This window comes from Pseudomonas sp. FYR_7 (assembly GCF_043106155.1).
In the GTDB taxonomy this organism is placed as follows: domain Bacteria; phylum Pseudomonadota; class Gammaproteobacteria; order Pseudomonadales; family Pseudomonadaceae; genus Aquipseudomonas; species Aquipseudomonas parafulva_B.
This window is the reverse complement of record NZ_JBICMI010000078.1, coordinates 86022-110278: the sequence shown is the minus strand read 5'-3', so window position 1 is coordinate 110278 and position 24257 is coordinate 86022. Positions and strand designations below refer to the sequence as shown.

The window sequence follows — 24257 nt, the reverse complement described above, 5'->3', positions numbered from 1 at the left end:
TTAATTGACGCCATTCTAGGGCGAACGAGCGGATTTGTCTTGGCGGGGTGTGCCGCCAGGCGGGGGCGGGCATAATGCCGATTATGTCTACATGTTCAGGAACACCCGCATGACCCAGATCAGCGTCGAACGCAAACACACCCTCGGGCGCGACGCCGCCCGTTCCAAGGCCCAAGCGCTGGTGGACCGCCTCAGCCGCGAGTATGACCTCAAGGCCTCGTGGGATGGCGACCGCGTCGATGTGGCACGCAGCGGCGCGAACGGCAGCGTGCACATCGGCCAGGACAGCATCCGTGTCGATCTCAAGCTCGGCATGATGATGTCGATGATGAGCGGCACCATCAAGGGCGAAATCGAGCGGGCGCTGGACAAGGCACTTGCCTGAATCTGGACACCGGCCGTTCGGCCCGGATCGGCCGGTGATCGCGAATGGGGCGTTTCAGGTTGGCTCGGCCAGAAACTTCATGATGACCGGCGCGATGGCGTGTGGCCGGGTGATCAGAAACAGATGACCATCATCGATGATGTGCAACTGCGCATTGGGGATACGCCAGGCCAGCAGACGCATGTTCACCAGCGGAATCAACGGATCGTCATCCCCGGCAAGCACCAGGGTGGGCTGGCGGAGTTTGTGCAGCCAATGGATGCTGGTCCAGCCAAGTGCCGCGAACAGTTGCCAGTAATAACCCAGCTTGCCAGCCGAGCGTGCCGTGGCCGCGTGCTTTAGCGCCAGGTGCGGATCCCGGCGAAACCCGCCGCCATACACCAGCGGCGCGATGCGCATGACATGGGAGGGGTCTACGTACCGGCGGGGGCTGGCCATGCTCCACAACACCTTGGGCTTGCCAGGTACCATGACCGCGCCTGCGGCCGTGGCAGCCAGGATGAGTTTTCGGCAGCGCTGCGGGTAGTCATGGGCGAATTGCTGAGCCAGCCCGCCTCCCCACGACACGCCGATGACGTTGACCTGGCCGTAATTTAGCGTGTCGAGCAGCCGAGCGGCGAGCCGGGCCAGTCCTGAAAACCGATAAGGCCGCTGCGGCGTGGATGAACCGCCCACACCTGGGGCGTCGAAGGCGATGACCTGCAAGTCGGGGTCCAGTGCTTCGATGAACGGAAATATCAGCTCGAAGTTGGCCCCGATGCCGTTGAAGATCAGCAAGGGCGCCAAGGTCGACTGACCTGGACGCACGACGGTACGGATGGACAGGCCATCGAGCTCGACCGTTTTGAACACGTAAGGTGACGGCATGCGCATGGCTCCTGGAGCTGGTAAACGCCTTGGCACCGCGCAGGTGGCCACGGCGCAGGGGTTCAACGCTGGTGCACGTAGCTGCCTGGCGCAGCTTCGGCTGCAGGATGGCTGCGGCACCCCAAGTGGCTCGGTGCCTCGATCAATGCCCCGGCTCGGTCGGCCAGCCAGCCCTGCCAGTGCAGCCACCATGAATCGACGTGCCTGACGGCGCCCTGTTGCCAGGCAAGCGGATCGTCATGCTGGCCATCCCCAGCCTGAAAGCGCGCCTTCGAGTTGCCGGGCGGATTGATGATGCTCTGGATGTGCCCGCTGTTGGACAGCACGAACTCGACCTTGCCCCCGAACAGTCGCGCCGAGCGATAGCAGGCCTGCCAAGGCGTAATATGGTCGGCATTGCCCGCCACACTGAAGAGATCGCACTTGACCTGCTTGAGGTCGATGGCGGTACCGCAGACAGTGAGGCCACCGGGACGGGTGAGCGGATTGCGCCTGTACATCTCGATCAGGTCGGCATGGAATGCGGCGGGCAGGCGCGTGGTGTCGTTGTTCCAGTACAGGATGTCGAACGCTGGCGGCTCATTGCCGAGCAGGTAATTGTTGACCCAGTAGTTCCAGATCAGGTCATTGGGACGCATCCAGGCAAACAGCCGGGCCAGGTCGCTGCCCTCGAGTACCCCCGCCTGCTGGGATTGACGCTTGGCCGCATCCAGCGCCTGGTCGTCGACGAACAATGCCAGCGCATTGTCGAGCGTGGCGTCCAGCACGCTGACCAGCAGGGTCAAGGCATTGACCTTGGTTTCATTACGCGCCGCTAGATGACCCAGCAACGCGGTGCAGGTAATCCCTCCTGAGCATGCACCGAGCATGTTCAGGGTCGCACTGCCGGTGATGCTCAGCACGGCGTCCACCGCCTCGCCAAGTGCCTGCACATAGGTAGACAAGTCCCAGTCACGCTGCGCCCTGGTCGGGTTGCGCCAACTGACCATGAAGGTTTGTTGCCGGGCGTCCAGACAGAAGCGCATCAGGCTTTTTTCCGGGCACAGATCAAAGATGTAGAACTTGTTGATCTGCGGTGGCACCACCAGCAGTGGCCGCTCATGCACCTGCTCGGTGAGGGGGCTGTACTGGATCAATTCCAGCACCTGATTACGGTACACGACCGCGCCGCTACTGCTGCCCAGGTCCTTGCCCACTTCGAAAGCATCCATGTTCACCTGGCGGGGCATGCCGCCGTTGTGGACCACGTCCCTGGCCAGGTTCGACAGACCATCGAGCATGCTTTTGCCGCCGGTCTCGAAGAAACGCTTGAGCGCGGCAGGATTGGACAGGTTATTGGTAGGCGCCAGCGCTTCGGTCATGAGCTGGATGACGAACTGCCCGCGGCTGATGTCCTCAGGGGGCAGGTCACTGCTGCTGATCCAGGCCTGCAGTTCATTACGCCATGCCAGGTAGCTTTGCAGGTAACGTCGGTAAAGCGGGTTCTGTGACCAGGTCGGGTCGTTGAAGCGGCGATCATCGCTGGCAGGGGCAAGGCTCGATTTGCCCAGCATCACGTTTTTCAGTTCGAGCCCGAAGGCAAGCGCGTGCTTGGCACTGTGCAGGGGCTGACGCACAGCCTGGCGCAGCACGGTCTGGGCCGTGCCCAACAGGTCCTTACGTCGAACGCCGACCATCGGGTTCAGGCCCGTGGCGCGTTGCGGGCTCTGCTGCTGATCTTCATTGTTGTTGTTACTCATCCGCGACGCTCCGTTGTCTGAGACGAGTACCGGCTGGCGTGGGTGCACCGACGTGTCCCCGATACCGCTACTCGGGTAATCCGTGACCGCGTCCTGCAGTGCTACGGACGATCAGGCGCCTGCAGCGCCATGCTGGTAAATGGCCACTTCTACTGGTTACCCGAGTTTCAGGCGCGAAGCAACCTGGCGCTGTCGTAAGCTCCTTATCATTGTCAGTTGGTCCGGCATGTCGGACGAGAGCGCGTGCGAGGGGAGCGGCTAAAGCATCAGCTTGACCACGGACTCCGAAGGGTCACGGGTCTTGCCGGCCTTGTGCAGCGCCTCGAGGTATTCAGCCCACAAGGCATCCTGCCGCAGGCACAGCTGCTCCAGGTATTCCCAGGTGAACAGGCCGCTGTCATGGCCATCGTCGAAGGTAAGTTTCAGGGCGTATTGACCCGCCGGCTCCAGTCCGACGAGGCCGACGTTGACCTTGCCAAACTGCAAAATGGGGTTGCCGTGCCCCTGGACTTCGGCGGAGGGGGAGTGCACGCGCAGGAATTCGGCGGGCAGGTGGTAGACCTCATCGGGCCCGTAGGTAAGGCGCAGGGTCTTGGAGGCTTTGTGCAGGTTGATGGCGGTAGGCATGCGAGCCATGGGCGTGATCTCTGTTTGAGTTACACACCGCACGCTACCCGCTGCAAGAAGCGCTCGCCAGCTTCTTGAGCAAAAAAACTGTGTCGCCAGGCTGCAAGCGCCGCACGGGCTCGCTTGCAGCCTGGCGCAGGCCCGTTACAGGATGTAGCGGGACAGGTCTTCGTTCTGGGCCAACTCGCCCAGGTGGCTGTTCACGTAAGCTGCGTCGATCTGGATCGGCGCTTCGTCATGGGCACTGGCCAGGTCGCCAGCGCTGAACGACACCTCTTCGAGCAGGCGTTCGAGCAACGTGTGCAGGCGACGGGCACCGATGTTCTCGGTTTTCTCGTTGACCTGGTAGGCGATCTCGGCCAAACGCTTGATGCCATCCTCGACGAACTCGATGTTAAGCCCTTCGGTCTTGAGCAGTGCCTGGTACTGTTCGGTCAGCGAGGCATGCGGCTCGCGCAGGATGCGCTGGAAATCTTCCGGCGTCAGGGCCTTGAGCTCCACGCGGATCGGCAGGCGACCTTGCAGTTCAGGCACCAGGTCGCTCGGCTTGCTCAAGTGGAACGCGCCGGAGGCGATGAACAGGATGTGGTCGGTCTTGACCATGCCCAGCTTGGTATTGACCGTGCAGCCTTCGATCAGCGGCAGCAGATCGCGCTGTACACCCTCACGGGAGACATCGGCACCGCCGACATTGCCGCGTTTGGCGACCTTGTCGATCTCGTCGATGAACACGATGCCGTGCTGCTCGACCGCTTCCAGCGCCTTGGCCTTGAGCTCTTCTTCATTGACCAGGCGACCAGCCTCCTCGTCGCGCACCATTTTCAGTGCTTCGCGAACCTTCAGCTTGCGCGACTTGCGCTTGCCCTTGCCCATGTTGGCGAACAGGCTCTGCAACTGATTGGTCATTTCTTCCATGCCAGGAGGCGCGGCGATTTCGACGCCCACGGCATCGGCCACCTCAATTTCGATTTCCTTATCGTCCAGCTGGCCTTCGCGCAGGCGCTTGCGGAACAGCTGGCGGGTGTTGGAATCGGAACTGGTCTGGGCGGCTTCCTCGCTGAAGCTGCTGACCCGTGCCGGTGGCAGCAGGGCATCGAGGATGCGCTCTTCGGCGGCATCTTCGGCGCGGTGGCGCACGCGGATGATTTCCTGCTCACGCAGCATCTTCAAGGCCGCGTCGGCCAGGTCGCGGATGATGGATTCCACATCGCGGCCCACATAGCCCACTTCAGTGAACTTGGTGGCTTCGACCTTGAGGAACGGGGCATTGGCCAGCTTGGCCAGGCGCCGGGCGATCTCGGTCTTGCCCACGCCGGTGGGGCCGATCATCAGGATGTTCTTGGGCGTCACTTCGGCGCGCAGCTCGGCGGGGAGCTGCATGCGCCGCCAGCGGTTGCGCAAGGCGATGGCCACGGCGCGCTTGGCGTCGTCTTGGCCAATGATGTGGCGGTTGAGTTCGTGGACGATCTCGCGGGGGGTCATGGACATGATCAATAGGGTCCTGATACGAATGATTCAGCGTGGAAAAGCCCCGTCACCGGGACGGGGCGCCAGAGCAGCTGATCACTCGGCCAGATCCTGCTCCTCGATGGTCAGGTTGTGGTTGGTGAACACGCAGATGTCACCGGCGATGTTCAGCGCGGTCTCGGCGATTTCACGGGCCGAGAGGTCGGTCTTGTTCAGCAGTGCACGGGCTGCGGCCTGGGCGTAGGCGCCGCCGGAACCCATGGCGATCAGGCCGTCTTCAGGCTCGACCACGTCACCGTTGCCGGTGATGATCAGCGACGCATCCTTGTTGGCCACGGCCAGCATGGCTTCGAGGCGGCTGAGGGAACGGTCGGTACGCCATTCCTTGGCCAGTTCCACGGCCGCGCGAATCAGGTGGCCCTGGTGTTTCTCCAGTTGGCCTTCGAAGCGTTCGAACAGGGTGAAGGCATCGGCAGTGGCGCCGGCAAAGCCCGCGATGACCTGACCGTGGTACAGGCGACGCACTTTCTTGGCGTTGCCTTTCATCACGGTGTTGCCGAGGGATACCTGGCCGTCGCCGCCCATGACGACTTTGCCATTGCGGCGGACTGAAACGATGGTGGTCAAGGGAGAGTCTCCACGCAGCGGGGCGAAAATGCCTGTTGCAAACTCATATGGGGGTGCAAGGCGGGATTTCAACCGTGGGGGATGAACGGTTCGAGGGGGGCGGGGCTCGGGATCAGTGGCAGGGGGTGCCCAGGTTCTGGGGAAGCACCCCGAGGGGGAACGCAGCAGCCCAGGGATTTTGGCTCGCAGCGCGTATCGTTGGGGCCGCTGTGCGGCCCATCGCGGCACAAGACCGCTCCTACACCGGAATCAGTAAGCCTCACAAATACGCTGCAAGGCGATTGCTCCCCTCAGGTGCACCACCCTCCCTGTAGGAGCGGCCTCGTGCCGCGATGGGCCGCACAGCGGCCCCAACGATACGCGCTGCGAAGCTGAAACCCTAAACCGCCGCGCAACCCTTTGACCGGCCCACCAGGCTCAAGCCTCGTGACAGATACGCCCATCGACCAACGTATAGCGCACGGCACCCGGCAGGCAGTGCCCGATGAACGGGCAGTTGTCGCCACGGGAGTACCAATGCTCACCGGCCACGGTCGAGGCCTGTGGATCGAACACCACCAAGTCAGCCGCAGCGCCAACCTTCAGCTGGCCAGCCGGCAGCCGCATGGCATCAGCGGGACCACAGGTCAGGCGCGCCAGCAAGGTCGGCAGGTCGAGCAAGCCATCCTGCACCAACGTCATGGCCAACGGCAGCAACACGTCCACGCTGCTGATACCCGGCTCTGTGGCGCCGAAGGGGGCCAGCTTGGCATCGCGTTCATGAGGCTGGTGATGGCTGGAGATCGCCTGGATCACGCCGGTTTTCACCGCCTCGCGCAGGCCATCGCGATCGGCAGCGCTACGCAGTGGCGGTTGCACGTGGTACAGGCTGGAAAATTCACGCAGCGATTCGTCGGTCAGGATCAACTGGTACAACGCGACATCGGCAGTGACCGGCAAACCAAGGCTTTGCGCCTGGGCAATCAGCCGCGCGCCACGGGCGCTGGTGATCTGGGTGAAGTGGGCGCGGACGCCGGTCTGCTCCACTAGCAGCAGGTTGCGCGCCAACGCCACGGTTTCAGCAGTTTCGGGAATGCCGGGCAAACCCAGGAAGCTGGCCATGGCACCTTCATGGGCAAGGCCGCCTTGGGCCAGGTCGCGGTCCTGGGAGTGGAACACCACCGTCAGGTCGAACGTGGCGGCGTATTCCAGCGCACGGGCCAAGGTGCGGTTGTTGGGGATTTCCTTCAGGCCATTGCCGAACGCGACGCAGCCGGTGTCACGCAGGCCCACCAGTTCGGCCAACTGTTCCCCCTCCAGGCCCTTGGTCAGCGCGCCGATCGGGTAAACCTTGCTGTTGCCCGCCTCGCGGGCGCGGTCCAGGATCAACTCGGCCACCGCCGAGGTGTCCAGGGCCGGGCGGGTCTGCGGCGGGCAGCACAGGCTGGTCACGCCACCGGCCACGGCCGCGCAGGTCTCGCTGGCGATGGTGCCTTTGCGGCTATAGCCGGGCTCGCGCAGCGACACGCCCAGGTCCACCAGGCCAGGGGCGACGACCAGGCCATCGGCCTGAAGGGTGCGGTTGGCGGTAAAGCCAACGGGCGCGGCGCCCATGGCGGCAATGCGGCCGCCCTCCAGGTGCAGGTCGGTGACCTGGTCAAGGCCGCTTTGAGGGTCGATGACCCGGGCGCCAAGAATGCTGATGCTCACTGGGCGATCTCCTGGTCGAGTTGACGTTGTACGTTTTGCCCGCTCATGGCCATGGACAGCACGGCCATGCGCACGGCGATCCCGTAGGTGACCTGGTTCAGGATCACCGAATGCTTGCCATCGGCCACGGCAGATTCGATTTCCACTCCACGGTTGATCGGACCGGGGTGCATGACGATGGCGTCCGGCTTGGCCCCTGCCAGGCGGGCAGTGGTCAGGCCGAACAGGCGGTAGAACTCGCCTTCGCTGGGCAGCAGGCCACCGGCCATGCGCTCACGCTGCAGGCGCAGCATGATCACCACGTCGACGTCCTTGAGGCCTTCGGCCAGGTCGGTGTACACCTTCACGCCATACTGCTCGATGCCGATCGGGATCAGGGTTTTCGGGCCGATCACGCGAATGTCCGGGCAGCCCAGCGCCTTGAGCGCGAGCATGTCCGAACGCGCCACGCGCGAATGAAGGATATCGCCGACGATGGCAACCGAGAGGTTCTCGAAGCCGCCCTTGTGCCGGCGAATGGTGAGCATGTCGAGCATGCCCTGGGTCGGGTGCGCATGGCGGCCGTCACCGCCGTTGATCACGGCCACCTCCGGGCACACGTGCTCGGCAATGAAGTGCGCCGCGCCTGAATCCGAGTGGCGCACCACGAACATATCGGCGGCCATGGCTTCAAGGTTGCGCAGGGTATCGAACAGCGTCTCGCCTTTGCTGGTCGAGGAGGTCGACACATTCAGGCTGATCACGTCGGCGGACAGGCGCTGGGCGGCCAGCTCGAACGTGGTCCGGGTGCGGGTGGAGTTCTCGAAGAAGACGTTGCACACCGTCTTGCCACGCAGCAGCGGCACTTTCTTCACGGCGCGGGCGCCGACTTCCAGGAAGGAATCGGCAGTGTCGAGGATTTCGGTCAGCAGTTCGCGGGGCAAACCGTCAAGCGAAAGGAAATGGCGCAGCTGGCCCTGATCATTGAGCTGCAGCGGGCGCTTGGCGTCGATTGGCGTCATCGCGGGGGACTCTTAAAGGGCGGTAGCGGGGGCGAGGTCCTGGCGCTCGAGGGCGAGCGGTGCGGGTCCGGTCAATTTTACCCGTTCATGGGCCGCCAGTGACAAGGTGGCGCCGAGCACATTCGGGCGGATGGGCAGCTCGCCTGCATCCAGGTCCAGCAGGCAGACCAGGGTGACGCTGGCCGGACGGCCGTAGTCGAACAGTTCGTTGAGGGCGGCGCGAATGGTGCGACCGCTCATCAGCACGTCGTCCACCAGCACCAGGTGCTGGCCTTCGATCTCAAATGGCAGCTCCGAGGGGCGCACCTGCGGGTGCAGGCCATTCTGGCTGAAGTCGTCTCGATAGAACGACACGTCAAGCGTACCCATGGCACTGGTGTCGTCCATGGCCTGTTGCAATGCCTGGGCCACCCACACGCCTCCGGTGCGAATGCCGATGTAGCGTGGCTCGACGATGGCACGGCGGGCCAGATGGGCGCGAAGGTCGACAGCCATCTGCCGGATCAGCGCGGCAGGATCAGGTAGGCTCATTGCAGGTTCCTCGGAAGGGTGCGCCGGATGCATCCGGTCGCGAAGATGATCAGGTATTGGCCTCCAGCCAGCCTTGCAGCAGCAGGGCGGCGGCGATGGCGTCGACCGGGTTGTCCCGGTACGTGCCGCGCTGGCCGCCACGGGCCATGCGCTCGCCCTTGGCCTCGAACGTGGTCAGGCGTTCGTCATGGGTATGCACCGGCAGGTTGAAGCGCCCATTGAGGCGGCGGGCGAATTTTTCGGCCCGGGCGCTCATTTCGCTGGGGGTGCCGTCCATGTTCAGCGGCAGGCCGACGACGATGGCGTCAGGCTTCCATTCAGCGATCAGGCGCTCGACCTGGGCCCAGTCCGGCACGCCATTCTGGGCGCGCAACGTACAGAGTTCACGGGCCTGGCCGGTGACCGCCTGGCCGACGGCCACGCCGATCTGCTTGGTGCCATAGTCGAAACCCAGCAGCAGCCGGGGTGCGGTAAGCGCGTCGGCCATCAGGCGTGGCCCGCCTGGCTGGTCAGCAGATGCAGGTTGATGCCAAGGCTCGCGGCCGCCGCTTCCAGGCGCAGCTCGCTGGTCATGGCAAACAGGATATCCGGGTCGAACGCACAGTTGAGCCAGGCGTTATCGGCCAGTTCGGCCTCGAGCTGGCCCGCTTCCCAGCCGGCATAACCCAAGGTGATCAGGCTCTTTTCCGGGCCCACGCCCTCGGCGATGGCGAACAGCACGTCCTGGGACGTGGAAAGCGAGAGGCCCTGCAGTTCCACCGTGGCCTGGTAGCTGCACTCGCTGGTATGCAGCACGAAGCCGCGGTCGGTCTGCACCGGGCCGCCTTGGTAGATAGGCACCTGCAGCGTGCTGGCCGGCGGGGTTTCGTCCGGGCGCAGTTGCTCGAGGATGTCGGCCAGGTTCAGTTCCTGCGGCTTGTTCACCACAAGCCCCATCGCGCCATGAGCATTGTGCTCGACGATGTACGTGAGGGTCTGGGCGAAGTTCGGGTCGGCCATGTGCGGCATGGCGATCAGGAACTGGTGCTTGAGGTAGCTCGGCGTGAGGTTCTTCATGGGGGATAGTGTGGCGCCACCCGGCCACCGCTGCAAGCGTGCCGGCTCAGTTGCTGGACAACCGATCACCCCTGGCGAAGCGCCAGGTACGGATGATTTCCAGCCGGTCGTACTCGGCCAGATCACCGGTGAACGGCGCGAACGGTGCGGCCAGGCGCACGATGCGCTGGGCAGCCTGGTCCAGCACGGGCTGGCCGGACGATTCAAGCACCAGCACTTCGTAGAGTGACCCGTCGCGGTTGATCGAGACCATCATGCGCAGGTTGCCGTAGATCTGCTGCCGGCGTGCCTCGTCCGGATAATTCAGGTTACCCACGCGTTCGACTTTCTTGCGCCATTCCTCTTTGTACCAGGCGCCCTTGTCGCGCATGGTCGAGGCCGCATTCAGGCGATGGATACGCGGGCGCTTGGCATATTGCTGCTGCTCATTGGCAAGCTCTGCCTCAAGGCTGGCGATCTGGCTGGACAGCTGCGAGCTGTCGAACTCGCGCACGGGCGTGCTCGGCTTAGGCTGGGGCTTGCTTTCCCGGGGCTTGGACTCGACCTTCTGCGCCTTCGGAGCCTTGGTCGCGACCGCCGACTTCTGCGGGGGCGGCGGTACCTCGGGCCTGGCGGCAGGTGGCGGGGTGATCTTGTTGATCTTGGTGTCCTGGAAAGGCGCAAGCTCGGTGGTCTTGGGCACGGCCTTCTTGTCCAGGGTGCCGCTGCCTTGCTGGTTGTCTTGCGCCTGGAAGTCGGCCTTTTCCGGCGGCTTTTCGCTTTTGAACGTGGCCAGGGTGATGTCCATGGTGCGGCTGATCTGCGCCGGCTTGACCACGGTAAAGCCCACCCCGAGGATCAACGCCAGGTGCACCAGCGCCGCCAGAAACAGCGTGAAGCCCAGCCTGTCCACCGGGCGAACGCGGGGCGGCAACAGGTCGGCGGGGATGTCAGCGGGCAGCGTCATCAGGTATCCAGGGGCATCGTCGAGCTACAAACGGCACGCAACAGGCAGCAGAGGCACGGGGCGGGCGTACCGGTCTTGCAGCCTGTCGTTTGCGGGTGAGCATGATACCCCACGCCAGTCCGTTACCGAATGTCCGTGGTCAACGCGTCTTGAGCTGGCGATCAATGGCATCCATCAGCTGGCCGCCGATGTCGGTGCCGTAGGCGGCGTCGATTTCGCGGATGCAGGTGGGGCTGGTCACGTTGATTTCGGTGAGGTAGTCGCCAATCACGTCCAGACCGACGAACAGCAGGCCTTTCTGGCGCAATGTCGGGCCTACCTGCGCCGCGATCCAGCGGTCGCGCTCGCTCAGGGGGCGTGCTTCGCCACGACCGCCGGCTGCCAGGTTGCCACGGGTTTCGCCGCTGGCCGGAATACGGGCCAGGCAGTAGTCGATCGGCTCGCCGTCGATCATCAGGATACGCTTGTCGCCGTCCTTGATCGCCGGCAGGTAGGCCTGGGCCATGATCTGCTGAGTACCCAGCAGGGTCAGGGTTTCGAGGATCACCGACAGGTTCGGGTCGCCCGCCCGGTGACGGAAGATCGACGTGCCGCCCATGCCATCCAGGGGCTTGAGGATCACATCGCCATGCTCGGCGGCAAACGCGCGGATGATGTCCGGGCGACGGCTGACCAGGGTGGGTGGCGTACATTGCGGGAACAGCGTGGCGAACAGCTTTTCGTTGCAGTCACGCAGGCTCTGAGGGCGGTTGACCACCAGCACGCCTTCGCTTTCGGCTTGTTCGAGCAGGTAGGTGCTGTAGACGAATTCCAGGTCGAAGGGTGGGTCCTTGCGCATCAGGATCACGTCCAGTTCGGCCAGGGCGCTGTCCTGCTCCTCGCCCAGCTCGTACCAGCGGGCCGGGTCTGCGTGCACCGTCAACGGGCGCATGCGCGCACGTGCCTTGCCTTGACCTTGATACAGGTCGCGCTGCTCCATGTAGAACAGGCTCCAGCCGCGTGCCTGGGCAGCCAGCAACATGGCCAGCGAACTGTCCTTCTTGTAGGAGATGGACGCGATAGGGTCCATGACAATGCCGAGGCGAACGCTCATGGGGTGGTTCCTCTTGGCGGCGTGGCCGCGATGGATCGAAAGAAAAGTGGCTCAGGGTGGCGCCGCCAACGCCGCCGGTCAAGGGGCGCGGCAGATGGAATGGCTACCCGGACTGTGCTAAAAATGCAGCTTCAAGCCTTCGGCTACACGCCTCAAGCGAAAAGCGGCCACGGGCCCATTGGGCTTTCCTGTAGCGTGGCGCTTGCAACGTGCAGCTCAATTCCCCGGGTAGGCGTTTATGGAACAACCCCTGAAAGTGATGGTGATCGACGATTCACGCACCATTCGCCGCACGGCGCAGATGCTGCTCGGTGAGGTGGGCTGCGAGGTCATCACTGCCAGCGATGGCTTCGATGCCCTGGCCAAGATTGTCGATCACAACCCGGCCGTGATCTTCGTCGATGTCTTGATGCCGCGTCTGGACGGCTATCAGACGTGCGCGGTGATCAAGCAGAACAGCACCTTCAAGGACGTCCCGGTGATTCTGTTGTCGTCGCGCGACGGTCTGTTCGACAAGGCCCGTGGGCGTGTGGTCGGTTCTGATCAGTTTCTGACCAAACCGTTTACCAAGGAAGAACTGATCGAGGCGATACAGGCCCATGTACCTGGGTTTGCCACCGCTCAACAAACAGCACCCTGACCGCGCCCTGCCATGGCACGGTCTTTCGAATCCTGATGGGGAACCCGTATGGCCCGCGTTCTGATTGTCGACGACTCGCCGACAGAGATGTATCGATTGACCCAATGGCTGGAAAACCACGGGCACGAGGTACTCAAGGCCAACAACGGCGCCGATGGCGTGGCCCTTGCCCGGCAGGAGAAGCCCGATGCAGTGCTCATGGATATCGTGATGCCAGGCATGAACGGCTTCCAGGCCACTCGCCAGCTCAGCAAGGACCCGGAGACCAAGGGCATTCCGGTCATCGTGGTGACCACCAAGGATCAGGAAACCGACCGCATCTGGGCGACGCGCCAGGGCGCACGTGACTTCCTGACCAAACCTGTGGAAGAAGACGCACTGGTGCACAAGCTCCAAGAGGTGCTGGGGGCTTGACCACACGCCCGCAAGGAGCGTCGCTGACCGCCTTCGAACTGTTGCTGGATATCGATCGGCGCTGCCGCCTGCTGGTAGCCGACCAACCGGCTTCGGGTGACAGGTTGCGGCAGTGGAGCGGCATCGGTTTTCGTGTAGCCGGGCAATGGTTCGTCGCCCCCATGGGCGAGGTGGCCGAAGTGCTGCGTGAGCCCCGCAGTAGTCGAGTACCTGGGGTGCAACCCTGGGTATGCGGGGTGGCCAATCTGCGTGGCCGGTTGCTGCCCGTGATGGACCTGGGCCGTTTCCTCGGCCTGGGCAGTGCTGTGCCCGGCAAGCAACGGCGCGTCCTGGTGCTTGATCACGAGGCGCTTTTCGTTGGCCTGCTGGTGGACGAAGTGGTAGGCCTGCAGCACTTTGCAATCGACAGCCTGCAACCCGCGCTGCCGGTGACCGATGCTGCCGGGCCCTTCGTTCAGGGGCGCTTTGAACGCGACCACGACTACTGGGCGATTTTCAGCCCCTTTGCCCTGGCCCAGGCACCGGGCTTTCTCGATGTGGCGTTATAGGACCTTGCAAACGTGAACCAGCCTGCTCCCCCCGTCACCGCCACTACCGTGAGCCCCCGCACCCGCAGCATTGCGCAGATCACCGTGCTGTTCCTGATCCTGATCCTCTCGATCATTCTGCTGTTCGCCAATTTCGCCTACCTCAACACCCAGTCCAACTACGACAAGCAATACATCGGCCATGCCGGCGAGCTGCGCGTGTTGTCCCAGCGCATCGCCAAGAACGCCACTGAAGCGGCTGCCGGCAAGGGCGTAGCCTTCAGGCTGCTGTCCGATGCACGCAACGACTTCGAGCGTCGCTGGGGCTACCTGCGCGAAGGCGACAAGGCCACCGGGCTGCCCGCGGCGCCAGCCTCGGTACGCGAAGAGATGGAAGCGGTGCGCGATGACTGGGAGAGCCTGCGCAAGAGCACCGACACCATCCTGGCCAGCGAACAGACCGTGCTGTCCTTGCACCAGGTGGCGGCCACCCTGGCCGAAACCGTCCCGCAGTTGCAGGTCGAATACGAAAAGGTGGTCGAAATCCTGCTGCAAAGTGGCGCCCCGGCCAGCCAGGTTGCCGTGGCACAGCGCCAGCTGCTGCTGGCCGAACGCATCCTGGGGTCGGTCAACACCGTACTGGCCGGCGATGCGGCGGCGGCGCAGGCCGCCGATGCCTTCGGCCGCGATGCTGGCCGTTTCGGCCAGGTGCTCGAGGGCATGCTCAAGGGCGACGCAGCCATTGGCGTGACCCGTGTCGAAGACGCCGATGCCAGGGCGCGGCTGGCGGAAATCGCCGAGCTGTTCCAGTTCGTGGCCGGCTCGGTCGATGAAATTCTCGAGACCTCGCCGGAGCTGTTCCGGGTGCGTGAGGCGGCCGGCAGCATTTTCAGCCTGTCGCAGACCTTGCTCGAGGAAGCCTCGCACCTGGCCAACGGCTTCGAGAACCTGGCCAGCGGGCGCACGCTCGATACCGTTGGGGGGTATGCACTGGGCTTGTTGGCACTGGCCTCGATCATCCTCATCGGCCTGGTGATGGTGCGCACCACCAACCGTCAGTTGCGTGAGACCGCCGAAAAGAACGAACGCAACCAGCAGGCGATCATGCGCCTGCTCGATGAAATCGAAGAGTTGGCAGATGGCGACCTGACGGTGACCGTCTCGGTGACCGAAGACTTCACCGGTGCCATCGCCGACTCCATCAACTACTCCGTCGACCAATTGCGCGACCTGGTCGCCACCATCAACCACAGCGCGGTGCAGGTCGCCTCGGCGGTACAGGACACGCAGAACACGGCCCGCCAGTTGGCCAAGGCATCCGAGCAGCAGGCCGAACAGATCAGCGAAGCCTCCGAGGCAGTCGGGGACATGGTCGAGTCGATCGACCGTGTTTCGGCCCATGCCTACGAATCGGCCAAGGTCGCCGAGCGGTCCGTGGCCATTGCCAACAAGGGCAATGAGGTGGTGCACAACACCATCGACGGCATGAACAACATTCGCGAGCAGATCCAGGACACCGCCAAGCGCATCAAGCGCCTGGGCGAATCGTCCCAGGAAATCGGCGATATCGTCAGCCTGATCGACGACATCGCCGACCAGACCAACATCCTGGCCTTGAACGCCGCTATCCAGGCCTCCCTGGCGGGTGAGGCAGGGCGCGGGTTCGCCGTGGTCGCGGACGAGGTCCAGCGCCTGGCCGAGCGCTCGTCCTCCGCTACACGGCAGATCGAAGCCCTTGTGCGGACCATTCAGGCCGACACCAACGAAGCGGTCATCTCCATGGAACAGACCACGGCCGAAGTCGTGCGAGGCGCCAGGCTGGCCCAGGACGCCGGCGTGGCGCTGGCCGAGATCGAAGGGGTTTCGCAGAACCTTGCCGACCTTATCCACAGCATTTCCGATGCGGCCCAGCTGCAAACCTCCTCGGCGGGGCAGATCTCACACACCATGGCCGTCATCCAGCAGATCACCGCCCAGACGTCCGCAGGTTCCGGCGCCACCGCCGACAGTATTCGTCACCTGGCGCGCATGGCCAGCGAGATGCGTCGCTCGGTTTCCGGATTCACCCTGCCGGCACCTGCCGAGCCCCATTGAGAAATGCCCATGTCCACGCCCATGCCCGGCTCCATTGCTGGCCCTGCCCGCCACGATACCGTGGGCTTGGCCTGGACCAAGGCTGCCCTGCTCGATTGCCTGGGGCAGGGGCGCCAGGCGCTGGAACGCTTTGCCGGCGAGCCTGAAGACCTGTCGCTACTCACCTTCGTGGCGGACAACCTGCACCAGGTGCACGGTTGCCTGGTGATGCTGGAATTGCCTGGGGCCACGCGCCTTGCCCAGGAGCTGGAAATGCTTGTGACCGACCTGGCCAGCGGAAAGGTCACCCCGCGAGGCGACTGCCTGGGCGCGCTGTTCAGGGGCCTGGAGCTGTTGCCTTCGTACCTTGAACGTCTGCGCGGCGCTCGCCATGACCTGCCACTGGTGATGTTGCCGCTACTCAACCAGCTGCGTGCTTGCCGAGGCGCGGAACCGGTGGTTCATGGCCGCCTGCTCGGCAGTGCAGGCCAGCGTCTGGCAGGTGCCGAGGACCTGGCCAACCTTGACGTGTCGCTGGGCAACTGGCGCGAGCAGTTGCAGGCCGGGGAGGGCCGCGACGCGCTAAGGTCGGTGGTGGCGGCATTGTGTGACGACCTCATGCGCATCAAGGACCGCCTGGACCAGTTCGTGCGCAGCGACCGGCAGCACAATGAACAACTGGAGGTGTTGCTCGCTCCCCTGCGCCACGTGGCCGATACTCTGGCTGTGCTGGGTTTCCAGCAGCCGCGTCGGGTCATCATCGATCAAGTGATGATGCTGCAAGGGCTGGCCCAGGGCGATCGGGCCGTGGATGACGCGGTGTTGATGGATGTGGCGGGGGCATTGCTGTATGTGGAGGCCACGCTCAACGGCATGGTCGGGCCGCTCGAAGAAGGGGGAGAGGCAGGCCTGCCGGGCGCCGATGTCGCCGAGATTCGCCTGGTCGTGCTGCGAGAGTCGCTGAACGTGTTGCAGCAAGCCAAGGATCTGTTGGGCGATTGCCTGGAGTCGGGTTGGCCCCGTCAACACCTGCAGGCCTTGCCAGGTTTGCTCCAGCAGGTGCGCGGCGCCCTTGCCATACTGATGCTGCCGGCAGCTGCCGAGGTGTTCGCGCGCTGCACGGCGTTTGTCCAGGGCTGGGTACAACAGGCGCAGGCCGACCCCTCCTCCGAGGAGCTGACGCTGCTGGCCGAAGCCTTGAGCGCTGGCGAATGCTACCTGCAATGGCGCGTGGCCGACCCGCTGGCCGACGCCCAGCGCTTCATCGTCATGGCCCGCGAGCGCCTGGGGGCGTTGGGCGTCCACTGTTCCACCGCACAAGAGCATGCCGATCTGGAGGACGGGGACGGCCTTCAGGACGAGTTGCGTGGCGTATTCATCGAAGAAGCCCAAACACTGCTTCAGGACATTGAGCGGCACTGGCTGAACTGGCGTGCCGACCACCAGCAGCAGGACGCGCTGATCGACGTGCACCGGGCGTTGCATACGCTCAAGGGCGCAGCCCGCCTGATGCATGCCCAGGCGTTGGCAGAGCTGGCTTGGGCCGCCGAGCACCTGCTCAACCGCGTGCTTGCCGGCCGCAACGTGCTTGGCGCAGACGGGCAGATAGCGCTTGAGCAAGCGTTCGCGCAACTGCCCGAGGTGCTCGCCGACTTCGCCGCAGGGCACCTGCCGCACGTGAGCGCAGTACAGCAATTGGTGGGCCGCCTGCATGCCCTTGCCGAGCGCGATTTGCCAGCCGCGGCCAACGCGCAGGGGCTCGACCCGCAGTTGCTGGACATCTTCCGTTCCGAGGCGCAAGGCCACCTGGCCAGCCTCGATACATTCCTGGCACATGCCCAGCACGGCGTCCCTGTGGACGACGCCCTGCAGCGGGCCTTGCACACCCTCAAGGGCAGTGCGGCCATGGCCGGGGTCTTGCCCATGGCCGAACTTGCCACCGTATTCGATCGGCTGGTGCGTGAGTACAAGGCGCACGACCTGCTGCTCGACGAAACAGAGCTGCGCTGGCTCACGTCCGCCGCCTCCATGTTCGGGCAGGGCCTGGCGCAGTTATCCACCACCCCGCTCGCCCCCCTGCCCGGCGCGGCCCAGTTGATCGAGCAGGTTGAGTTGGCCCTGGATGCGCGTATTGCCGCCCTGGGTGGCGATGCGCATGCCTCGACCGGCAACGCCCGCGACCCGCAACAGGTCGCCACGTTCCTGTCACAGGCCATGGACCGTCTGCTGGATGCCGAGACGTTGCTGGCCGACTGGCAGCGGCACCCGGCCCAACGGGGGGCCTTGGACACGCTGCTCGATGACATGACCGAACTTGCCCATGCCGCCCATTCAGCCGATCTGTGGCAGGTCGATGAGGTGTGCGAAGCCTTGCTGGACCTGTACGGTGCCGTGGAGGAGGGCAGTCTGCCTGCCGATGGGCAGTTCTTCACCCATGCCCAGCACGCCCACGAAGCGCTGCTGGACATGCTCGACGAGCTGGCTGCTGGCCAGGACGTCGCCCCGCGTACGGCACTGGTGACCCGTCTGCGCGACCTGCAAGGGCAAGGGCTGGCTCCGGATGCCACCGGGCGCGTGGGCCTCGACAGTGTCACACCGCTGCACCCGGACATGGACGTGCAGCTGATCGACACACCGACCCCTGACGTAGCCCTCGATCCGGCGCCAGTACAGCCGTCCCAGGCTCCGGAAAGCGCTGGGGAAGAGCTGATGGAGGTCTTTCTCGAAGAAAGCTCGGACATCGTCGAGAGCGCTGCGGCGGCCCTGGCGCGGTGGCAGGCCGACCCACGCAGCACGGTGGAGGTGGACAACCTGATGCGCGACCTGCACACCCTCAAAGGGGTGGCACGCATGGTCGAAATCGGCCCCATCGGTGACCTGGCCCATGAGCTGGAATTTTTGTACGAGTTGCTCGCGGCAGGGCGCCTGCCACCGAGCGGGGCCTTGTTCTCGCTGTTGCAGAACTGCCACGACCGCCTGGCGCACATGCTCGATGCCGTGCGCCTGGGGCAACCGCTGCACGCTGCCACGGCGCTGATCGATTACATCCGCAACTTCAGCAGCGCAGGGCTGACCGACAGCGCGGCCGGCACCAGCCCGGTCGAAACTGCCGCCAGCGAAGGGCCGGCAGTAACCCCTGAGCGCGTACCGGGGGACATGGTCAAGGTCGATGCCGAATTGCTGGACGACCTGGGCAACCTGGCCGGTGAGCATTCGATCATCCGTGGGCGTATCGAGCAGCAGGTCAACGACGCCCAGTTCACGCTCAACGAAATGGAAACCACGCTCGAGCGCATGCGTGACCAACTGCTACGCCTGGATATCGAAACCCAGGGCCGGATTTCCAGCCGCCAGCAGATCGAAGGCGATGTCTATGAAGATTTCGACCCACTGGAAATGGACCGCCACTCGCAGTTGCAGCAGTTGTCGCGGGCCCTGTTCGAGTCGGCCTCGGACCTGCTGGACCTGAAGGAGACCATGGCCCAGCGCGCCCAGGAAGCCTACGGCCTGCTCCAGCAGCAGGCGCGGGTCAACAGCCAACTGCAGGAAGGCCTGACGGCAACGTTGATGGTGCCCTTCGAACGCCTGGTGCCGCGCTTGCAGCGCGTGGTGCGGCAGGTGGCGAGCGAGCTGGGCAAGCAGGTCGAGCTGGTGGTGGGCAACGCCGAGGGGGAGCTGGATCGCAGCGTGCTGGAACGCATGGTGGCGCCCCTTGAACACATGTTGCGCAATGCCGTCGACCATGGCCTGGAAAGCCGCAAAGCCCGATTGGCTGCAGGCAAGCCCGAGCAGGGCACGATCCACCTGAACCTGCTGCACGAGGGGGCGGACATCGTCATCGAGATGACCGACGACGGCGCCGGCGTGCCGCTGCACGCTGTCCGGCTCAAGGCCATCAAGCGCGGTCTGCTGGACCCGCAGGCGCAGCTGAGCGACCACGAGATACTGCAGTTCATCCTCAGGCCGGGCTTTTCCACGGCCGAAAAGATCACGCAGATCTCAGGGCGGGGCCTGGGCATGGACGTCGTCCACGAAGAGGTCAAGCAGTTGGGCGGCTCGATGACCATCGAGTCGGCCCAGGGCAAGGGGGCGCGTTTCCAGATTCGCCTGCCGTTCACGGTGTCGATCAACCGCGCACTGATGGTGCACCTGGGCGATGAGCAGTACGCGATCCCGCTCAACACCATCGAAGGCATCGTGCGGGTACCGCCCGCTGAACTGGCGGCCTGCTACGAGCAGGAGCCGCCGCGCTACGCCTACGCAGGCCATCAGTACCAGCTGCGCTACCTGGGCGAGCTGGTGCAGGGCGCCCCGCGTCCCACGCTGCTGGGCCAGAGCGTGCCATTGCCCTTGCTGCTGGTGCATTCGCAGGAGCAGTCGTTCGCCATCCAGGTCGACAGCTTGTCGCCCAGCCGGGAGATCGTGGTCAAAAGCCTGGGCCCGCAGTTCGCGGCCGTTGCCGGCCTTTCGGGTGCAACGTTGCTGGGGGATGGGCGAGTGGTGCTGATTCTGGACCTTCTGGGGCAGTTGCGCGGCCAGCAACGGCGGCTTGCTCGTTTGCCTGGAGGCATGCCACGTGGGTTGCTGCCGGCAGCAACCCCGGATCGCACCTTGCTGGTGATGGTGGTGGATGACTCGGTCACGGTGCGCAAGGTCACCAGCCGGCTGTTGGAGCGCCATGGCATGAGCGTGATCACCGCCAAGGACGGAGTGGATGCCATGGCAGTGCTGGAAGGGCACCGGCCCGATGTGTTGCTGCTGGATATCGAAATGCCGCGCATGGACGGCTTCGAAGTGGCGACCCGCATTCGCCAGGACGCCCGCCTCAAGGACCTGCCCATTATCATGATCACCTCGCGTACGGGGCAGAAGCACCGCGACCGAGCCATGGCCATCGGGGTCAACGAATACCTCGGCAAGCCTTATCAGGAGTCGGTATTGCTGCACAGCATCCTCCAGTGGAGCCAGTCCCATGCTTGAACTGATAGCCGGGCAGCGCAGCAGCCTCACCGGGCTGTTGCTGCCCTTGGGCGACCGTACGTTGGTGCTGCCCAATGTGGCCGTGGCCGAACTCAGTGGGCTGCGCAATGTGGCGTGCCAGCGCGGTGACCTGCCCTGGCACCTGGGCTGGGTCGACTGGCGCCAGCAGCGCTTGCCCCTGATCGGTTTCGAAGCGGCCTGCGACAGCCATACGCCCTGTGGCGAACGGGCCCGCGTGGTAGTGCTCAACGCATTGGGCGACACGGGCTTGCGTTACCTGGCCTTGCTGCTGCAAGGCATACCGCGCTCGTGCAAGCTCGACAGCCAGCTCAACTACGTCGACGTGGCATTGGCACCCCTTGAGTTGGCCGCTGTCCAGGTAGGGGAGCAGGTGGCGCGCGTACCTGACCTGGTGGGGCTCGAGCGCCTGGTCAGGGACGCGCAACGCAGCGGCAGGCTGCAAGCGTCGGGTTAGAGCGTACGGTCGCCGTGCGTCGATTGTCGTGGCTGAAACTAGATGGGTTTCGAAAGGTCTTTAAGGGCATGTATTACGGTGAACGCTTCAATGCCTGGACCCACTTGGTGGGTGCGTTGCTGGCAGGCCTCGGTGCCCTCTGGCTGATCATCGGGGCCGCCTTGCAGGGGGACCCCTGGAAGATCGTCAGTTTCTCCATCTACGGCGGCACGCTGTTGCTGCTGTACAGCATTTCGACGCTGTATCACAGCACGCGCGGGCGGGCGAAGGTGATCATGCGCAAGCTCGATCACCTCTCTATTTACCTACTGATTGCCGGCAGCTACACGCCCTTCTGCCTGATCAGCCTGCGCGGGCCTTGGGGCTGGAGCCTGTTCGGCATCGTCTGGGGGCTGGCAGTACTGGGCATGCTGCAGGAAATCAAGCCGCGCTCCGAAGCACGGGTCTTGTCCATCGTGATCTATGCCGTGATGGGCTGGATCGTGCTGGTCGCGGTCAACCCGCTGCTGCAGGCGCTGGGTACCACCGGTTTTGCCTGGCTGGGCGCAGGGGGCGTGTTCTACACCGTGGGCATCATCTTTTTCGCATTCGACCGGCGTTTTCGTCACTGGCATGGCATCTGGCACTTGTTCGTGATTGCCGGCAGCCTGATGCATTTCGTGGCGGTGTCGCACTACGTGCGCTGATCACCCCAGCCTGCGAGCACCGCCCGTGCGCCTGGGAAGGCTTAGAAATCACCCCAGAGCTGTTGTGCCACTGCAAGGGCCACCACGGGGGCGGTCTCGGTGCGCAATACCCGCGGGCCCAGGCGCGCCGCATGAAAGCCCGCTGCCTTGGCCTGCTCGACCTCGGGTTCGCTCAAGCCGCCTTCTGGGCCAATCAGGAACGCCAGGCTTGCCGGTTTGGCATGGCTGACCAGCGGTTCGGCTACCGGATGCAACACCAGCTTGAGCTGCGCCTGGGTGGCGGCCAGCCACTCAGCCAGGGTGATGGGCGGGTGGATGATCGGCAGGCTGGAGCGGCCACACTGTTCGCAGGCGCTGATCGCCACTTGCCGCCAGTGGGCCAGGCGCTTGTCGGCGCGCTCGTCCTTCAGGCGCACCTCGCACCGCTCGCTGACGATCGGGGTGATCTCATTGGCGCCCAGCTCGGTGGCTTTCTGGATGGCCCAGTCCATACGCTCGCCCCGCGACAGCCCTTGGCCCAGGTGCACCTGCAGCGGTGAGTCGGCTTGGCCAGCGAATGCCTGGTCCAGGCTCACGCGCACAGCTTTCTTGCCCACCTCCAGCAACTGCCCACGGTATTCCTGGCCGCTGCCGTCGAACAGCTGCACGGGGTCACCCGCCGCCATGCGCAATACGCGGCCGATGTAGTGGGCCTGTGCCTCGGGCAGGTCGTGTTCGCCAAGGCTCAGGGGGGCGTCGATGAAGAAGCGGGACAGTCTCATGGGTAAGCTCTGAAAAGGTAAGGACGACCGGAAGGCCCACGCCGGCATTACGCATGCAGCGCAGGTTCCGGAGCGGTCGCAGGCATGGCCTTTGACTCGCTATCAGCCCGGATCGCGAAAATCCGGGTGGAAGGTGCTGGGCACCGTCACGCGGGTGCTGTCGCGGGTGGCGATGTCGATGCCTTCGCTGGCCACTTCGGCCAGGAAGTCGATCTGTTCGGGCGTGATGATATACGGTGGCAGGAAATACACCACACTGCCCAGCGGGCGCAGCAGCGCGCCACGGGTCAGGGCATGCTCGAACACTTTAAGGCCGCGTCGCGCCTGCCAGGGGTAGGGCACCTTGCCGGCCTTGTCCTGGACCATTTCGATGGCCAGGACCATGCCGGTCTGGCGAATCTCGGCCACGTGGGCATGGTCGGCCAGATGCGCAGTGGCGCTGGCCATGCGCGTAGCCAGCGCCTTGTTGGCCTCGATCACATTGTCCTGCTCGAAGATGTCGAGGGTGGCCAAGGCGGCCGCGCACGCCAGCGGGTTGCCGGTGTAGCTGTGCGAATGCAAGAACGCGCGCAACGTGCGGTAGTCGTCATAGAACGCCTGGTACACCTTGTCGGTGGTCAGGCAGGCAGCCAGGGGCAGATACCCCCCGGTCAGGGCCTTGGACAGGCACAGGAAGTCCGGGCGAATACCTGCCTGCTCGCAGGCGAACATGGTGCCCGTGCGACCGAAGCCAACCGCGATCTCGTCATGGATCAGGTGCACGTCGTAGCGATCGCAGGCTTCGCGCAAGAGCTTGAGATAGACCGGATGGTACATGCGCATGCCGCCGGCGCCCTGGATCAACGGCTCGATGATGACCGCGCTGATCGAGGCATGATGCTCGGCCAAGGTCTGCTCCATGACCTGGAACAGGGTGCGTGAATGCGCCTCCCAGCTGACGCCCTCCGGGCGCAGGTAGCAATCGGGGCTCGGGACTTTCAAGGTGTCGAGCAGCAACGCCTTGTAGGTTTCGGTGAACAACGGGACGTCACCGACGGACATGGCGGCGATGGTTTCACCGTGATAGCTGTTGGTCAGGGTGACGAACCGCTTCTTGTCCGGCTTGCCGACGTTCTGCCAGTAGTGAAAGCTCATCTTCAGCGCCACTTCGATGCAGGACGAGCCATTGTCGGCGTAGAACACCCGGTCGAGCCCGGCTGGCGTCATGGCCACCAGGCGTTCGGACAGTTCGATGACAGGCTGGTGGCTGAAGCCTGCCAGAATCACGTGCTCAAGCTGGTCGACCTGCTCCTTGATGCGCTCATTGATACGTGGGTTGGCATGGCCGAACACGTTTACCCACCAGCTGCTCACAGCATCCAGGTAGCGCCGGCCTTCGAAATCCTCGAGCCACACCCCTTCACCGCGCTTGATCGGTATCAGCGGTAGTTGCTCGTGGTCTTTCATCTGGGTGCAGGGGTGCCAGAGGACCTTGAGGTCGCGCTGCATCCACTGATCATTGAGGCCCATGAGCACTTCTCCTGGCTTGGCGGCGTGGGGGCGTAAGCCTAAGCAATGGCACGGGTGAGAACAACCCGCCAGAAAATGTCATTTAGCCAGACCACTTGATGTCACTCCACTGGCAGCCCTGGCAGCGGTGACGTATTCTACCGCCTCTCTCGGGGCATCCCGCC

22 protein-coding genes are annotated in these 24257 nt (G+C 64.3%); 8 read left to right on the top strand and 14 right to left on the bottom strand.

Going from position 1 to position 24257, the window contains the following annotated elements:
- Positions 1-109 precede the first annotated feature (109 nt).
- A complete protein-coding gene (locus tag ACF8R3_RS20175) occupies positions 110-385 on the top strand; it encodes a polyhydroxyalkanoic acid system family protein (RefSeq protein ID WP_058639876.1) in 276 nt (91 codons plus the stop codon).
- A 54-nt stretch (positions 386-439) separates the two neighbouring features.
- On the opposite strand, the gene phaZ is transcribed toward ACF8R3_RS20175, so the two are convergent.
- The 12 genes from phaZ to gshB form a co-directional block, all read right to left on the bottom strand.
- Positions 440-1252, bottom strand: a complete 813-nt coding sequence (gene phaZ / locus ACF8R3_RS20170) for a poly(3-hydroxyalkanoate) depolymerase (protein WP_058604287.1) — start codon at positions 1250-1252, stop codon at positions 440-442.
- A gap of 62 nt (positions 1253-1314) precedes the next feature.
- Positions 1315-2991, bottom strand: coding sequence for a class II poly(R)-hydroxyalkanoic acid synthase (gene phaC / locus ACF8R3_RS20165; RefSeq protein ID WP_392516055.1), 1677 nt, complete (start codon positions 2989-2991; stop codon positions 1315-1317).
- 258 nt (positions 2992-3249) lie between these two features.
- Positions 3250-3627 carry a gamma-butyrobetaine hydroxylase-like domain-containing protein gene (locus tag ACF8R3_RS20160; RefSeq protein WP_058639878.1) on the bottom strand — a complete coding sequence of 126 codons (378 nt, stop codon included), beginning with the start codon at positions 3625-3627 and terminating at the stop codon, positions 3250-3252.
- A 135-nt stretch (positions 3628-3762) separates the two neighbouring features.
- Positions 3763-5106, bottom strand: coding sequence for an ATP-dependent protease ATPase subunit HslU (gene hslU / locus ACF8R3_RS20155; RefSeq protein ID WP_058604290.1), 1344 nt, complete (start codon positions 5104-5106; stop codon positions 3763-3765).
- 75 nt (positions 5107-5181) lie between these two features.
- Positions 5182-5712, bottom strand: coding sequence for an ATP-dependent protease subunit HslV (hslV, locus tag ACF8R3_RS20150; RefSeq protein WP_023533032.1), 531 nt, complete (start codon positions 5710-5712; stop codon positions 5182-5184).
- A 417-nt stretch (positions 5713-6129) separates the two neighbouring features.
- A complete protein-coding gene (locus ACF8R3_RS20145; protein WP_392516054.1) occupies positions 6130-7401 on the bottom strand; it encodes a dihydroorotase in 1272 nt (423 codons plus the stop codon).
- Positions 7398-8402 carry an aspartate carbamoyltransferase catalytic subunit gene (locus ACF8R3_RS20140; RefSeq protein ID WP_058604064.1) on the bottom strand — a complete coding sequence of 335 codons (1005 nt, stop codon included), beginning with the start codon at positions 8400-8402 and terminating at the stop codon, positions 7398-7400. Before ACF8R3_RS20140 ends, ACF8R3_RS20145 begins: the two co-directional genes overlap by 4 nt.
- A 12-nt stretch (positions 8403-8414) precedes the next feature.
- On the bottom strand, positions 8415-8933 hold the full coding sequence (pyrR, locus tag ACF8R3_RS20135; protein ID WP_078477869.1) for a bifunctional pyr operon transcriptional regulator/uracil phosphoribosyltransferase PyrR: 519 nt from the start codon (positions 8931-8933) through the stop codon (positions 8415-8417).
- Between the two features lie 49 nt (positions 8934-8982).
- Entirely contained in the window at positions 8983-9420 is a 438-nt protein-coding gene (gene ruvX / locus ACF8R3_RS20130) for a Holliday junction resolvase RuvX (protein ID WP_058638869.1), read from the bottom strand.
- Complete coding sequence (locus ACF8R3_RS20125) at positions 9420-9989, bottom strand: YqgE/AlgH family protein (protein ID WP_023532990.1); 570 nt, start codon at positions 9987-9989, stop codon at positions 9420-9422. The genes ruvX and ACF8R3_RS20125 overlap by 1 nt, the downstream gene beginning before the upstream one ends.
- 46 nt (positions 9990-10035) lie before the next feature.
- A complete protein-coding gene (locus ACF8R3_RS20120) occupies positions 10036-10935 on the bottom strand; it encodes an energy transducer TonB (protein WP_197844817.1) in 900 nt (299 codons plus the stop codon).
- 139 nt (positions 10936-11074) lie between these two features.
- The gene (gene gshB, locus ACF8R3_RS20115; protein ID WP_058638871.1) at positions 11075-12028 is read right to left on the bottom strand and encodes a glutathione synthase; all 954 of its coding nucleotides are present in this window, start codon (positions 12026-12028) and stop codon (positions 11075-11077) included.
- A gap of 238 nt (positions 12029-12266) precedes the next feature.
- Here gshB and ACF8R3_RS20110 point away from each other — a divergent pair, with 238 nt between their 5' ends.
- The 7 genes from ACF8R3_RS20110 to ACF8R3_RS20080 all read left to right on the top strand — a co-directional run bounded on the left by ACF8R3_RS20110 (position 12267) and on the right by ACF8R3_RS20080 (position 21823).
- Positions 12267-12668, top strand: coding sequence for a PleD family two-component system response regulator (locus ACF8R3_RS20110; protein WP_058604060.1), 402 nt, complete (start codon positions 12267-12269; stop codon positions 12666-12668).
- 48 nt (positions 12669-12716) lie between these two features.
- Complete coding sequence (gene pilH / locus ACF8R3_RS20105; RefSeq protein ID WP_058638872.1) at positions 12717-13082, top strand: twitching motility response regulator PilH; 366 nt, start codon at positions 12717-12719, stop codon at positions 13080-13082.
- Entirely contained in the window at positions 13079-13630 is a 552-nt protein-coding gene (locus tag ACF8R3_RS20100; protein ID WP_058638873.1) for a chemotaxis protein CheW, read from the top strand. Before pilH ends, ACF8R3_RS20100 begins: the two co-directional genes overlap by 4 nt.
- 48 nt (positions 13631-13678) lie before the next feature.
- Positions 13679-15703, top strand: coding sequence for a methyl-accepting chemotaxis protein (locus ACF8R3_RS20095; protein WP_241493095.1), 2025 nt, complete (start codon positions 13679-13681; stop codon positions 15701-15703).
- 9 nt (positions 15704-15712) lie between these two features.
- Positions 15713-20662 carry an Hpt domain-containing protein gene (locus tag ACF8R3_RS20090; RefSeq protein ID WP_392516053.1) on the top strand — a complete coding sequence of 1650 codons (4950 nt, stop codon included), beginning with the start codon at positions 15713-15715 and terminating at the stop codon, positions 20660-20662.
- Entirely contained in the window at positions 20655-21137 is a 483-nt protein-coding gene (locus tag ACF8R3_RS20085) for a chemotaxis protein CheW (protein WP_058604056.1), read from the top strand. The genes ACF8R3_RS20090 and ACF8R3_RS20085 overlap by 8 nt, the downstream gene beginning before the upstream one ends.
- Positions 21138-21205: 68 nt before the next feature.
- Positions 21206-21823 (top strand): hemolysin III family protein, encoded by a 618-nt coding sequence (locus ACF8R3_RS20080; RefSeq protein ID WP_058638874.1) that lies wholly within the window; start codon positions 21206-21208, stop codon positions 21821-21823.
- Between the two features lie 41 nt (positions 21824-21864).
- On the opposite strand, the gene ACF8R3_RS20075 is transcribed toward ACF8R3_RS20080, so the two are convergent.
- Both ACF8R3_RS20075 and ACF8R3_RS20070 read right to left on the bottom strand, forming a co-directional pair.
- Entirely contained in the window at positions 21865-22584 is a 720-nt protein-coding gene (locus ACF8R3_RS20075; protein WP_058638875.1) for a 16S rRNA (uracil(1498)-N(3))-methyltransferase, read from the bottom strand.
- Positions 22585-22686: 102 nt separating this feature from the next.
- On the bottom strand, positions 22687-24093 hold the full coding sequence (locus ACF8R3_RS20070; RefSeq protein WP_058638876.1) for an adenosylmethionine--8-amino-7-oxononanoate transaminase: 1407 nt from the start codon (positions 24091-24093) through the stop codon (positions 22687-22689).
- Between the last annotated feature and the right edge of the window lie 164 nt (positions 24094-24257).